At 47.0% G+C, this 13,698-nt stretch carries 11 protein-coding genes; 6 read left to right on the top strand and 5 right to left on the bottom strand.

All coding sequences use genetic code 11. The features are described 5' to 3' along the window. The first annotated feature begins 8 nt into the window (after positions 1-8). On the top strand, positions 9-899 hold the full coding sequence (locus tag DC345_RS08740; protein WP_076289391.1) for a carbohydrate ABC transporter permease: 891 nt from the start codon (positions 9-11) through the stop codon (positions 897-899). Positions 900-1,031: 132 nt separating this feature from the next. Beyond that, positions 1,032-2,636, top strand: coding sequence for an extracellular solute-binding protein (locus DC345_RS08735; protein ID WP_113052746.1), 1,605 nt, complete (start codon positions 1,032-1,034; stop codon positions 2,634-2,636). Positions 2,637-2,718: 82 nt separating this feature from the next. On the opposite strand, the gene DC345_RS08730 is transcribed toward DC345_RS08735, so the two are convergent. Next, a complete protein-coding gene (locus DC345_RS08730) occupies positions 2,719-5,157 on the bottom strand; it encodes a glycosyl hydrolase family 95 catalytic domain-containing protein (protein ID WP_113052745.1) in 2,439 nt (812 codons plus the stop codon). A gap of 211 nt (positions 5,158-5,368) precedes the next feature. Between DC345_RS08730 and DC345_RS08725 the strand changes: the two genes are divergently transcribed. Together DC345_RS08725 and DC345_RS08720 are read left to right on the top strand one after the other, a co-directional pair. Continuing rightward, complete coding sequence (locus DC345_RS08725) at positions 5,369-6,265, top strand: AraC family transcriptional regulator (RefSeq protein WP_113052744.1); 897 nt, start codon at positions 5,369-5,371, stop codon at positions 6,263-6,265. 76 nt (positions 6,266-6,341) lie between these two features. Continuing rightward, positions 6,342-7,289 (top strand): divergent polysaccharide deacetylase family protein, encoded by a 948-nt coding sequence (locus DC345_RS08720; protein ID WP_258530589.1) that lies wholly within the window; start codon positions 6,342-6,344, stop codon positions 7,287-7,289. Here the strand turns inward: DC345_RS08720 and DC345_RS08715 are convergent. After that, complete coding sequence (locus DC345_RS08715; RefSeq protein ID WP_113052743.1) at positions 7,264-8,037, bottom strand: N-acetylmuramoyl-L-alanine amidase family protein; 774 nt, start codon at positions 8,035-8,037, stop codon at positions 7,264-7,266. The genes DC345_RS08720 and DC345_RS08715 overlap by 26 nt on opposite strands. 195 nt (positions 8,038-8,232) lie before the next feature. On the opposite strand from DC345_RS08715, the gene DC345_RS08710 reads away from it, so the two are divergent. Continuing rightward, positions 8,233-8,457 (top strand): YqzE family protein, encoded by a 225-nt coding sequence (locus tag DC345_RS08710; RefSeq protein ID WP_113052742.1) that lies wholly within the window; start codon positions 8,233-8,235, stop codon positions 8,455-8,457. 95 nt (positions 8,458-8,552) lie between these two features. Here DC345_RS08710 and DC345_RS08705 read toward each other — a convergent pair whose 3' ends face one another. The 3 genes from DC345_RS08705 to DC345_RS08695 form a co-directional block, all read right to left on the bottom strand. Next, positions 8,553-9,452 (bottom strand): hypothetical protein, encoded by a 900-nt coding sequence (locus DC345_RS08705; protein WP_146752118.1) that lies wholly within the window; start codon positions 9,450-9,452, stop codon positions 8,553-8,555. A 336-nt stretch (positions 9,453-9,788) separates the two neighbouring features. After that, positions 9,789-11,018, bottom strand: a complete 1,230-nt coding sequence (locus DC345_RS08700) for a YqhG family protein (protein ID WP_113052740.1) — start codon at positions 11,016-11,018, stop codon at positions 9,789-9,791. Positions 11,019-11,020: 2 nt separating this feature from the next. Next, on the bottom strand, positions 11,021-12,781 hold the full coding sequence (locus tag DC345_RS08695; protein ID WP_113052739.1) for a DEAD/DEAH box helicase: 1,761 nt from the start codon (positions 12,779-12,781) through the stop codon (positions 11,021-11,023). 232 nt (positions 12,782-13,013) lie between these two features. On the opposite strand from DC345_RS08695, the gene DC345_RS08690 reads away from it, so the two are divergent. Continuing rightward, entirely contained in the window at positions 13,014-13,664 is a 651-nt protein-coding gene (locus DC345_RS08690; protein WP_113052738.1) for an HAD-IA family hydrolase, read from the top strand. Positions 13,665-13,698 lie beyond the last annotated feature (34 nt).

The following is a 13,698-nucleotide window of genomic DNA, read 5'->3' as shown; positions in this document are numbered from 1 at the left end:
CGCTTGTGATGATTCTGAACAGATTCGGGGATCGTATTTTCAAAATTATTGTGTATTTCATTCTTATTCTCGTATTACTGGTTACATTTCTTCCGTTTTGGAATATACTCGTTCTTTCATTGAACAGCGCGGAGGATACGGTACGGGGCGGCGTTTACTTGTGGCCGAGGGACTTGACCTTGGACAGCTATCAGCAGATTTTGAAAGATAGTGAGATTTTAAACGGGCTGTGGGTAACCGTCAAACGAACGCTGATTGGCGCACCGCTATCGGTTCTCGTCATTACGATGCTTGCGTATCCGCTAAGTCGGCGGAATCTGGTTGGTCGCAAAGGCTGGAACCTGTATTTTATCTTTACCATGTATTTCAGTGGCGGGCTCATTCCGTTCTACATGGTGCTTAAGGCGCTGAACATGATCGATACATTTTCGGTGTTCATTTTGCCAAGTTTGATGAATGTCTTCTATATGATTATTGTCCGTACCTTTATGGAGCAGCTTCCCCATGAGATTGAAGAATCGGCGAGGGTTGATGGCGCTAACGATCTGACAATTTTCTTCCGGATTGTGATGCCGCTGACAACACCTGTACTTGCAACCGTGGGCCTTTTTCAAGCGATTGGGCATTGGAATGCCTGGTTTGATTCCTATGCGTTCACCTACAGCTCGGACCTGAAGACCTTACAAGCCGTACTTGTCAAAATATTGAATCAATTTCAGACTGGCGGCATGATTTCACAAACGCAAATGCTGGCCAACTCGGCCAAACGAAATGCCGTTTCCAGCGATACCATTCGAATGGCTGCAACGATGGTAGCCACCTTACCAATCGTTATGGTGTATCCGTTCCTGCAAAAATACTTTGTTAAAGGCATGACTTTGGGAGCGGTGAAGAGTTAATCTATTCCATAATCCGGTTGCAGGAAGGGCTTGTCCGGTGGCCTCTCCTGAGAGGGGGTGGGCAAAGATCGTTTTGGAAATGCTCAATCAATCACTACAGGAATTTATTCATAGGGAGGAATTAGGGTGTCAATGACAAAGACAAAAAAATGGATGACCATGGGGATTACGGCTGCATTAGTCGTTGGTTTGCTTGCGGGCTGCTCTTCCAATGATGGGGAGAACAATACAGCGGGTAAAGATGCGGAACAAGGGCCGATTACGCTGACCTGGTTTGATGGTAATACCAAAGGAGAACCTTTTACCGATGCGGTTGCCCAGGAAATTACCAAAAAGACAGGCATAGAGATTTCCATACAACAGCCAACGGGTAATCCAACGGAAAAACTGAGCCTGATGCTTGCCAGTGGTGACTATCCGGATGTGGTGGTCATGAGCCGGGGAGATGCTTCCCTCGATAAATATATTTCAAGCGGCGCATTCATTCCACTGGATGAGTTAATTGAAAAGTATGGTTCTGATCTGAAAGAAATGTATGGCGAAACCTTGACCAAAACACGTTATACAGACGGCAAAAACTACTATCTGGCAAACTGGTATGGACTCGACAGTGATCCGGTCTTCGGTATGCTGATGAGACAAAACTTGTTGGAAGAGTTCCTTCCAGATAAAGCTGATGGTTCACAGCCACTCACAACGGACGAGTTTGAAGCACTCCTGAAAAATTTCAAAGAAAAATATAATACGATTGATGGCAAAGAGTCCATTCCCATGACGATGAACGGTGAAAACATGGGCGCGAATCTGGGAACATTCAAAGGCATGTGGGGTTTAAAAACGTATTATGACAACAACGGACGTCTGCAATATGATGTAAAGGACCCCAAATATCGTGAAATGCTCTTATATATGAATCGTTTATATAGAGAAGGTCTGATTGAGAAGGAATTTGCCATTAGCAAAACGCAGACATGGATTCAAAAGCTGACAACTGGCGCGGTATTCGCTACCCCAGGAGCATATTGGGACCCAGGTAACGGCAATGCGGCCCTGAAGAAGGATGGCGGGGAAAAGAATCAGTTGTTCGCATATAAGGTTGTTGCTCCAGGTGTAGATCCGGCCCAAACTACATTTGGCCCAAGAAGCTCGCTTGGATGGGATGCGATTGCTATTACCAAAAATAACAAGCACCCAGAAGAGACCGTTAAGCTGTTTAATTATCTGGCGAGTGATGAAGGACAGCATTTGCTGTTGTGGGGCAAGGAAGGCGAGCAATACACCATGGTGGATGGCAAGCGACAACCAGACCCTGCATTCCTGCAGAGTTTCAAGGATAATTGGGATGATACGGTGAAGAAAAGTGGCGTTCGTAAATGGTTATGGTTTGTCAAAAATGGTCTGGATCCAAATGGACAGCCATATGACATGGCTGTTAAATTCCAACGTAGTGAAGTGGATGAATTGGCCCTCAAGAGTCTTGGGGATTCCGTATGGGATACAGCACAGTATGATAACTTGAATCCGGATGGGGGAACACCTCAAGCACTGACGGCCCAGAAGGTGAAGGATATTATGGATCAGAGCATTACGAGAGCCATTATTGCTCCAAGTGAAGCTGAAGCCAACTCCGTATTTGACAAGATGCTGGAGGATATGAAGAAGGCTGGCGATGAGAAAGTGGAAGATATCATTAACGAGAAATATGCTCAGCGTATGGAACTGTGGTCTTCCAAGTAATTGAAGTGTAAATTTGGTAATAAGAAGCGTCCCGGGATAATCCGGGACGCTTCTTATTTGTGGAGACATTCTAAAAGATGAGCTAAACCGTTGCTTTAACAATGGAGATGAAATCCCCTGCTACTGTAGAGATCTTGCCAACCTGACCAGGCAGCATATATTGCTCGCCAGAAGAAACGGTACATAATGCTCCTTCTGCCCAAGGGATATAGAAGGTTAGGGAAGTACCAGCTTGGCTCTCAATCTCGATCCAATCTGTCTCCCCATCCGCGAAAGCCGCACTGACAAGGAAGCCACCCACTGCACGTAGGGTGTGGAACTCTGCTTTTTGTCCTTTCGGCCAGTTGGGAAAGAAACGCAGGTTTCCATTATAACTTTGAAGAAGGCATTCATTGATAACGGCAGGCAGGGAGAAATTTTCAAACCAGATACCCATCCGGGACATGAAATCGAAGTTCTCCGTGTCAGCATAGCGACCACCGCTCATCAGGACCCGATCTGTGCAAGTACCGTTTGGTAGCAGACAATACTGGATTTGACGCTTGAAGCGTTCCAAATCCAACACGCCAAGCCGGGCTCCGGCAAGATGATAGAATACCAGTTCATTCCCGCCTTCGTTGCGGTGATTAAGGTAGGAGTTCACTGCGGTCTGGTATTCCTCCTCTGACGAATGAAGCCCGTGATCTTCACCTGGAAATACGGTCGTAATAGGAATGGGGACGTTATATACCACATCAGGATCTTCACCCTCCACCGACACAAAGACTGGACCGTTGCGAGATTCGGCTGTGGGATAAGAAGGGAAATGGCTCAAAATCTCTTTTACTTTCTCTAGCAGATCCTGCTCGGATTCCGTCCTTTCAAGGACATCGCAAGCCTGGGTGAACGCATTGAACAGAAATCGCGTTAGTGTGAGGTCAATCAGACAGTCTTTGTTTTTGGCAAAGCCGGGTGAAATCTCATATAGCTCCGGCACCACCGTCGGAAAAATGTGATAATTACCATCTCCCCAGCGTTCACCCTGTGATTCGGGACGATTCATGTAATGGACCATGAACAGCACGGCTTCCTTGATGGGTTGAAATGCACGATTACGAAGGAACGTCTCGTCCATGGAATACAGATAGTGCCACCATAGACTTTGTACGGTCCATGGCGTTTCACAGATTTCCCATCCCCAATGCGGGACAGGATATGGCATCATGGACATTTCAACAGGATAGGCTGAGTGGGGGAAGTAAGCACCGCTCAATCCGTAATAATCACGTGCCCACGCTCGGCTGACAGGAAGTACATGATCAACCATATCCACGTAGGGAAGATGTTTGTCGAGATGGTTGCTGGAGAATGCGAGCCAGAATGGCTGCTGCGTGTTGTAATTCATGTGGTAGTCCCCATGCCAGTCAGCACCGATGGTACGATAGCTCCAGTTGGCGAATAGACCTGGACAGGTAACGCCCTCTTTCACGGCACAATTAAAAAAGTACAGATTGTGGTACCAGATACGCTCCAGAAATTCATCTTGCAGAGCGACGGAGGAGCGGCTCCAATAATCACGCCACATTGCATTGGATTCTTCTTTAGCTTGACTAAAGAAAGATAGTTCTGGCGGGTGAGCCTCATTATTCAGTTCGCTATAAAGGCCTTCCCACAGCTCTGCACAGGCCAAAAAGCCAAGTTCAGGTTCTCCCAGAGGAGAGCTGTTGACTGCTGGCGTCTGTTTAAGCGAAGAATGTTCTTTCATTGCAGTTAATCCAGACGAGCGAACAGCGAGCCGGAAAGCTCTATCTTTTTTATGTGTAATATAGGGCACAGCGGGATGCTCAACATGCGGCAAAATTTGCGTAAATGACTGTCTACCCGTAATTTCGCTGGTTACGACTGCTGCTTGGGGAAATGCAGGCGGTGTTTCGGGATCGGGAATCAGCTTGATCTCCTCGAATAAATGAATCAGAGTACCCGTCGCCGGATCACTTACCTTCATCCAGACCCGGTCGTGCTCGCCTTCTACAAAGAGTTCGAATACAGCAGGTTCGCCATTGATCAGGAAATCAATCGTGCAAAGGCCATTGGCAATATCCATGGTATGGCCGATGACTTCGGCCTTTCGCCGATCATACCGCAGCAGCAGTGACCCGCAGGGCATGGGCTTGGGATAAGCTTTACTGTAATTTTGCCCGGCTATCTCACAATACTGTTTGTACCACGGATGATCCGTCAATTGCGGCAAATCTGCTGGCAGTGCAGCAAATCTTTCATATACTTCTTGGAAAGTCATGAGCTCTTCACGGTGTTCTTCGGCGAGACGAATATCCCATACATTGTTGTGTCCAAAATGGAGCATCACAGCGTCAGGGCGGGCTGTTACGACAATACCCAGTCCTCCGTTGCCCATTAGTGCGCCTTCAAAAAAATCCGGCGCAGGACCGTTGAAGGAAATGGGATGCTGCTTGGCTCGTTCATAGCCTCTGTTCTTGTTTATCTCGTATCTTCTCTTCGGCTGCTTATCATTCTTCTGCACAAGTCGTCCTCCTCATGAAGTCATTGCGATGTACAGTTATTACTGTATCTGAACAGCAGTTTGCTGTATTTAGCAAGACGTCCATGATTTGCACGATCGTCAGATCAATTGGTGCTCTGCTGATATGTACCTTTAGTCGCCAATTGTACCTTTCGGTTAGGGAGATGAAAGGTTAACATCGAGTCAAACTTGACTTGAAAGGAAACTTCCAATGAATTTTGCTTCCTTGCATCCCTATGTATATTTGGCGACCCGATACCCTTTTGCGAAGGGACAGTCGAGTTCTCCGCGAATTTGTTATACCAGCTCTATTTACTTGATCAGCGAAGGGTATGGGCTATTAAGTACCAATGGAAAAAGCAGCAGGCTTGGTCCCGGTTCGCTGATCTATATTCCAGCAGGGCAACTACATGAATGGGTGGCTGATTCGGATAACCCTATGGTTCACCTGTGTTGTTATTTTGATTGGCATTATGTGGAGCGAAAAGATGTATTTGATACGGCCTGTCCGGTCTGTTATCCGCCAAAGGTGTTACAGCAAGCTTTTGTGGGTCCGACCTTTCCCTATGCGCTTAAAGAAATATCAAAGGTGGAATCTCTGCAGATTTGGCAGGATCTTTTCGAGGATTTTTATAAAAGCGGGTCGTACACCAATGAACAGACTTTTATGTGGAGCTTGATGATTCAGCGTAATTTCCAGACGTTTCTCGATTATTTTCTGAACTGCTGTATGGGAAGTGACTATGTAATCCCTGACCGCCGGATATCTCATATGCTTAAAATTATGGAGCAGGACTTACTTCATGGAGCGCCCAAGCCATTGGATAGCTATTACAAAAACCTCAATATGAGCCGAGGGCATTTTTTTGAGCTGTTCAGGAAGTCTACCGGATACTCTCCCAATAAGTATATGAATTACTTTCGTATTGGGCGGGCGAAGTACGATTTGCTTCACACCACATTAAGTATCACTCAAATTGCAGAGAAATATCACTTTAGCTCGGTTCATTACTTCTCCCGCCTCTTTCAGCAACGGACAGGTCAGGCTCCGCGCCAGTATCGCTTAAGTCAGTCCAACACTAGGGCCTCAAGCGATCCATTGGAATGAACAGGCTTTTTTTGTCTACATATTCCCCCTTCATTGTTCAAATAATGATGGGACAGAACAAAGGAGGGAACGATGGATGAATAAGGCCGGACGAAAAGGGTGGTCCTTCACCTGGAAATTTAAAATGACAGTGGTACTCACAAGTACGATATGCATGGTTCACGGTGTAGGCCTCTCTGCCAGCAGTGCAGAACCACAGATACCTTCAGGGCAGACGCCAAAGCAAATTTTAATGGAGCAGACATCAGTACAAGTACCTGGTTCAACTTCAGGTCAGTTATCACAAACTCCGACAGACAAATCGCATCCTAAACGAATGGCGATCATCATTGATGATGCGGGGAATGACATGAAGGGAACTTCTGAAATTTTGGCGACCCCGGTTAAACTCACACTGGCCGTGATGCCATTCTTGCAAACGACGAAGAAAGATGCGATTGCCGCACATGAAAAAGGAATGGATGTGATTGTTCACATGCCAATGGAGCCCAAAAAGGGCAGACCGGAATGGCTCGGCCCAGGTGCAATCACATCCAACCTGACGGATGAAGAAGTGCGTGATCGAGTCGAGAAAGCCATTGATGAAGTTCCTTATGCTGTCGGCATGAACAACCACATGGGTTCCAAGATTACGTCTGATAAACGCATCATGTCCATTGTATTGGATGTATGTCGAGAACGTGGGTTGTTTTTTGTGGATAGTCGAACCAATTTTCGCTCTGTGGTAGGGGAATTGGCCATCACCAAAAACATGCCACCAGTGGGCAACGATATTTTTCTGGATGACCACAATTCCAAACAACAAATACGCAAGCAAATGGATTTGGCAGCCCAACGTGCTCTTGACAAAGATGTGTGTGTAGTGATCGGTCACGTTGGTCATACCGGATTAAATACCTCTGCTGTCGTTCATGAATCCGTATCTCGACTCAAAGGTCAGATTGAGTTCGTCGGTATTAGCGATCTGGTTCGAGATGTGTGGCATTGGCAAGCTGAGCCTAAACTGCCGACAGATAATAAATAATGCCATTAGCAATGGACTGTGCAATTCGTTTCTGTTCGCCGGGGTCGCTGATCATTGCGCGATCGTGTGCATTGCTCAGAAATCCGGTTTCAACAATTACAGCGGGTTGCTTCACGTGATTTAACAGGTAAAAGGGCTTGCCCCATACAACATCACGATCCGTCTTGTACAATTGATTAAGCTGATTCTGAATGGAACTTGCGAGCATGTAGCTTCGTCCTTCGTTCTGATGTAAAACGACCGGTCCTCGCGCGGATGATCTTGGACTCCAATTGGCATGGATACTGACCACGATGTCAGTGCTGACCTCTTCACTAAGGCTTTTGCGCTGAGCCAAATCTCTACGATGGCGTGAGCGACTGTTTAACCAGCGATTCTCGTCACTCAGCGCATAATCGCCGAGTCGGTTGATGATGACTGCATAACCCTTGCTGCGAAGCAGGAGATACACCTTTTGGCTAATGGCTAGATTGATGTCTTTTTCCAGTACCCCATGGTCTGTTGTTCCACCGTCAATGCCGCCATGACCAACGTCCAGAAGGATGACAGGAGCTGCAAACGCATGATGAGTGGAGTGATAGGCATCTCCATCGGTTACTGGCAGCATGGATGGGCTTATGGGTGATTGCTGTGAATGCAATGAAGACAGGTCGGTCAGGGCGAATGTCGCCGCGCTGGCATGGGAGGTCAGGGGAATGGAACTGATGCTGATTAGCAGTGCCATCGATGCGGCCAGCAGCTTATACATGAGAATACACGCTCCTTCTTGAAATAGGCATCTTATGCCATAAAGTGAGTGAATGGATACCTTTGGCATTAGACTGTGCATTCTTCTGTTTTTCATACTCATTGCAGCAAAAAAAATGTTTATTGATGATCCCTTCTGCACACAATAGAGATAACATAAGCCCCGGCTTTGCCGGAGCTAAGGGAGGCAGAGTTTATGGCCAAAAGTGATGAATTGGTGAAATACATTACAGAGCGAGTCGTTCATTATATCGATACTCCGAAGGATGAGCGTAAAGGACGCACCAAAGCCAAAGAGCCGTGGACAATGAAGTGGTTTGGAATGATTCCTTTTGCCGTATCTCTATGGGTTGGAAAAAAGGAAAAAGCGATGAATTCGCAGAGGGAAATGCAGAAAAGAAGCTCTTCAGGTAAAGGGTAAATCAAGCACCAACGTAGTAGTTAGTTTCTTCCAAAGAAAAAGACGCATTCCTGTCAAAAACCAGAGGAAGGCGTCTTATTTGTTGTGAGGATCGTTCACGGTTTCACGGCATAGAAGTGCCCATCGCGCAGCAAGGTCTGAAGAGGTACAAATCGCCTTACCGAAGTATTCCCGCCTATAGCTACATATTGTTTTTGAACTGTTCCACGGTCGTCACGCCAGATTTGATAACCACTGACAGGCAAAGGCCCGCCATATAAGACATTTTGCTGATCTGCAGAGAAAATGATCTTTTTATGCTCTTTCCAATGCTGATTCAATGTCTTTACACCGCTGATCGAAAGTGCTTTTGACGTGATCCATAACAGATTGTCCGCGGGATCGAACAGAGGTTGCAGATCCATGGAGTCAACGGACAACGAGGAGACTTGTGGTGAATCTTCGGGCGTTATCACGACAGCTTGTACAGATATTGACCTTATGGACTTCATTCGATTCGTAGCCTGCTGTGAGTCCCTATCCAGTGCACTCAGAACACTCGTTGGTAGAGCATCCCCGTTGGTTGCGTCTATATAGATTGTATCATGGTTAGGCCTTTCCACTTTCCAATAAGTGAGCAGGGGAGGCGCATAACGCAATTGAAGTCCTCCTCCGTTAGTAATTACCTCTTTCAAGTCCAGTTGCTGTCGATTGAGAGCTTGATCCAACAAGGAAAAGTTGTATGGTCGTTGTTCTCCCTGACCATACTCGCTCAGCTGAAATTGTCCTTGATCATTAGCTGAAATGATCATATAACCAACGGGTGACTCTCCAACATTAGCGTATACCAACCAGCTGCGTGTGCCTGGACCGAGGGGATAAAAGTCCAATTGAGCATGATCCCAATGGTTCCCTTCATGTTCCGTACTTAGAATGATGGCTTGCTCGCGAGCAAATTTTTGTACTGCATCAGGAGCCAATGTGTCGGAATGAAGTTCCGCCGAACTTGTGGCCATTGTAGTGGGTAGTACGGACCTAAATGCATTTTGAATTCCAGCACCTTCAGCTTGCAATAAGGGGAGCAGGGTGATTAAACATAGAAGGCAAATTACAATTCCGGTTATACGGCGGCTAATCACGTTCCATCCCTTGAGGAAGGGTCGTTTCATGCTAACACCTACTTTTCTGGGGTACATATCCTGACAAAACGGATTCCATTTTCGCTGCGTCATCGTTTCTAGTTCCATTCTAGAGGACAGGTTATGCAAAGGTTGCTGCAACCTGTCGGACTGCCAGTCATGAATAAACACTACTTTTGCCGTCATTTGCGGGAAAAGTAGTGTCTTCGTCGTCTATCTTAAATGAAACATGCCGCTACTTATCGCGGTAACCTTCACTTTGGGCTCATATTGCCAGATCATCTCGGTACGGCGTGTCTCGTATTGCAGCTTCATGGCTTCCCGGTCCATGACCGCTTGGCGGGCTTTATCCTGTTCCGTGTCCGTTTCTGGTTCTGGTTCTGCCTGAACAGGAGCTTCAGCCGCGAGTTCGACATCTGATCCGGTTGTCACACTATTTGGTTCAAAGGGATGCAGACGTGTATTCAGGATACGGGAAGGGCCGGAGTGGGAAGTCTGAATTTGAGCAGATGGTCCAGTCCCTGCATGATGCTGATCCTTTGAACTACTGCTTGTGCTGGAGACAGAGATTGTATCTACGTCTACCTCAGGGGTGTCCTCTCTAAGAACTGCTTCATAGTACGTATCCACAACAGCAAGCTCCAGGTCAAGCCGTTCTTTGGCTTTCTCAGCCCAGCTATAGTCGAGTTCCAGCAAGCGGTTGGTCAAATGGGATTCCAGAGCTGCCCCGGCATCCGATAACGATACTTTGGCGGTCTGTACATGCATATTCTCAGCCAGCCTTGGACTAAGGTCACGTCTGTTCAGTTTCGAGCCGAACTTCTCCACAATTTCCCCTGTTCTGAGGGAGATGCCGATAAAATGAAGTTCCTCTTTTTTTAGATCACAGGCGAATTCCACTTTAAAACACACACCAAGCCATGGCTCGTATACTGCTGGTGCGGTAGCGCGCAATTGCCTTTTTGCAGCCTGTTCGAACAGGTTCACGAATGCGCCGCCTTCACGCGCTGCATTGAAGATTTGCTGCAACCTGCGGCTGCCATATACAACATCTTCTTTCAAAATTCGTCCGGGTCCCAGCTGAGGCAGAGAAGGGACAATGCCGAAGTACCGACCTAGAATAGTCTCTTTGGGAGCTTCGGGCGTACCAGAACCAGCACCTGGTGAGGCTGGGGGAGCTAACTGTGCAGCTTTTGCTTCTTCAGCCTCCAACGCTTGCTGATAGGCATCCGGATCGAAGACGAATGTAAAGGACATCGTCTCCGCAGGTGCTCCTGTTCGCTCCACAAATCCCCAATAATATGGACGGTTGGTTAACGCCTTGTCGGCTTCAGGTGAAAGCTTTACCGTAACATGGGCAGGGGAACGCTCCATAATCTGACAATCGAGTGTTTCCAGGTAAGTGAGCACATACGCCTGCACTTCATGGGGTGACATGGTCATGATCAGAGGCCTCCTTTACGAATGTCAAGCCCGGATACGGCGGGTGCCTCATCTGCGACTTCGCGCTGAATGGAGTTCAGCGATTGTCCAAGCGAGTCCATTTTACGGCGGATATCCTCTTCGTTTTGTGATTCAAGCATGATTTTGTACAAACTTTTTTCAATCGATTCCTTCTTCTCCAACCGCTCCAGAATGACATCCAATCCACCAATGACCATCTCGAACATATTGATCTTCTCATGAAGCAGATTCAGAATATGCTCCTCGATTGTGCCTGTCGTGGAAAGGTTGTAAATGTTCACATCATTCTGCTGTCCCAATCGGTGTACGCGGCCGATCCGCTGCTCAACACGCATGGGATTCCAAGGCAGGTCGAAGTTGATCATGTGATGGCAAAATTGCAGGTTGATACCCTCACCGCCCGCCTCGGTTGCAATCATGGCCTGTACGCGGCCACGGAAGAGGTCCATCATCCAGTCTTTTTTACCCCGGTTCATGCCGCCCCGGTAGGGAACTGCGGTCAGGCCGTTGTTACGAAAATAATTGAGCAAGTACTCCTGCGTGGCACGGTATTCGGTGAAAATAATAACCTTCTCATTCATGTTACGAACAAGTTCCATCGTTTTCTCCGCTTTGGTATTTTCCTTGATCGCTTTAATATGGGCAACGAGCTCCCAAATCTTATCCCGCAGTGGGGAGTCCAGTGGAAGCTTCTTCGACAGATTGACCAGCGTCACAAACACAGCATCCCGGCTGCTGCATACTTCTCGCTGCAACGTTACCAGGGAAAGCATGCTGCTCAGATTGCCGCCCGCTTCCTGGTATTGATCCTTCACAAAGGAAGTCACCCCATCGTAAAGGGCTTGTTCTTCAGGCGAAAGCTGCAAATTCACATTGGACACGTTCCGTTTGGTAAATTGAACAGGTCCTTCACCGCGGCGGTTACGGATCATGACTTTGGACAACTCATCCTTGAGCTGTTCCTGATTTTTCGGAATGCGTTTGTCGACGACAAAGTTGGCTGCAAAATCTCCCTGACGGCCAAGCTGTCCCGGCTTGAGCAGGTTAATGAGGTTGAACAGCTCGCTCATGTCGTTCTGCACCGGTGTAGCCGTAAGCAGCAGGCAGTATTTTTTTCGCAATTTCAGCATGAATTGATAGTTGGTTGTTTTTTTATTTTTGAGCTTATGAGCCTCGTCGATAATAATCATGTCGTAATCCGTATTCAGCAGCAAATCTTTGTGCGGGTCACGCTTGGCTGTATCCATCGAGGCAACCACGATTTCGTTTTGCCAGGAATACGCCTTTTTCTGAGCAACCGCAGGGATGCCAAATTTGGAATTCAGCTCCCGCACCCATTGCAGTACAAGGGACGCAGGCACGAGAATGAGCACTTTGGATACGAGCCCACGGACCATATATTCTTTCAAAATCAGGCCAGCTTCAATCGTTTTGCCAAGTCCAACCTCATCGGCGAGAATGGCACGGCCTGACATTTCAAACAGTACTCTGCGTGCAGTATCCATCTGGTGTGGAAGAGGGGTGAGTCCCTGTAAATGCTTCAGACACTGGATTTCATCAAAGTTGGGAATCAGATTCGTCTCTTCGGCTTGAATGCCAAGTTGAAAGAGTCTGTAATCGCCCCAAGGGCCGCCTTTGTCGAGTCTGGACTCCAGTTGGTTGATCCAGCTGCGATCGAATTCAAGCGGAACGGGCAGTTCTGATGCAGGTTGATTAATTTGATGCGGGTTTCTCCGGTTCATGGTGCTTCCTCCCCTGCCATTCGTGATGACGGTTTATTCGTAGGTAATAGTATGGACGAATGAGAGGCAGTTCATAACCGACCTTGGAATAAGAGGTGGTTCCAGTCGAGAAATCTGGAAGGGTTGTCAAATGACAGGTATTCACGTATGTTGAGGGATAGTGCTTTACCTATGTAAAGTGACCATAGTATCTCACTATATATTTTGGAAATAAAGGAGGGCGAATCTGTTTATGATTTCATTGATTTTTGATATGGATGGCACGTTATTTCAAACAGATCGAATATTGGAAACTTCTCTGCATAATACTTTTAATCATCTGAGATCAAAGGGATTGTGGGAGCAGGATACGCCAATAGAAAAGTACCGTGAAATTATGGGAGTTCCTCTGCCCGTCGTCTGGAAGAATTTATTGCCCGGATACTCGGACCAGATTAGACAACAAGCAAATGAATGGTTTCATGAGAAGTTGATTGCGAATATCGAGGCAGGCCATGGTGCCCTGTACCCGTACGTAGAAGGGTTCTTTCAATACTGCAAAGAGAAGAGTATACCGATATACATAGCGAGTAATGGACAAGTCGAATATTTGAATGCCATCGTAACCTATTATCATTTGGATGATTGGGTAACGGAAACATTCAGCATACAGCAGATTGCATCACAAAATAAGTCTGATCTCGTACGCTACATCGTGGAGAAATATAAGATCACTCGTGGAATGGTCATTGGGGATCGATTGTCTGACATTAAGGCGGCGAAGGATAATGATTTAATGTCCATTGGGTGTAATTTTGACTTTGCTCAAGCCGATGAATTAGCTCAGGCGCATCGGGTTATTGACAGCATCGAGGAGTTGAAGACCTTAATCGGTGTACTGTAAAATGGATGCAACAAAAAAGCGGCCCATGTGGCCA

This window comes from Paenibacillus taichungensis (genome assembly GCF_003287275.1).
Classification (GTDB): domain Bacteria; phylum Bacillota; class Bacilli; order Paenibacillales; family Paenibacillaceae; genus Paenibacillus; species Paenibacillus taichungensis_A.
Note: the sequence above shows the minus strand (reverse complement) of the source record. Positions and strands in the feature narration are given on the sequence as shown.

Bases quoted from the DNA above. Each gene is read 5' to 3' on its own strand.
- DC345_RS08710 (WP_113052742.1), top strand. From the start codon at position 8,233: ATGGCCAAAAGTGATGAATTGGTGAAATACATTACAGAGCGAGTCGTT.
- DC345_RS08700 (WP_113052740.1), bottom strand. From the start codon at position 11,018: ATGACCATGTCACCCCATGAAGTGCAGGCGTATGTGCTCACTTACCTG.
- DC345_RS08735 (WP_113052746.1), top strand. From the start codon at position 1,032: ATGACAAAGACAAAAAAATGGATGACCATGGGGATTACGGCTGCATTA.
- DC345_RS08725 (WP_113052744.1), top strand. From the start codon at position 5,369: ATGAATTTTGCTTCCTTGCATCCCTATGTATATTTGGCGACCCGATAC.
- DC345_RS08695 (WP_113052739.1), bottom strand. From the start codon at position 12,781: ATGAACCGGAGAAACCCGCATCAAATTAATCAACCTGCATCAGAACTG.
- DC345_RS08690 (WP_113052738.1), top strand. From the start codon at position 13,014: ATGATTTCATTGATTTTTGATATGGATGGCACGTTATTTCAAACAGAT.
- DC345_RS08715 (WP_113052743.1), bottom strand. From the start codon at position 8,037: ATGTATAAGCTGCTGGCCGCATCGATGGCACTGCTAATCAGCATCAGT.
- DC345_RS08740 (WP_076289391.1), top strand. From the start codon at position 9: ATGATTCTGAACAGATTCGGGGATCGTATTTTCAAAATTATTGTGTAT.
- DC345_RS08705 (WP_146752118.1), bottom strand. From the start codon at position 9,452: ATGGCCACAAGTTCGGCGGAACTTCATTCCGACACATTGGCTCCTGAT.
- DC345_RS08720 (WP_258530589.1), top strand. From the start codon at position 6,342: ATGAATAAGGCCGGACGAAAAGGGTGGTCCTTCACCTGGAAATTTAAA.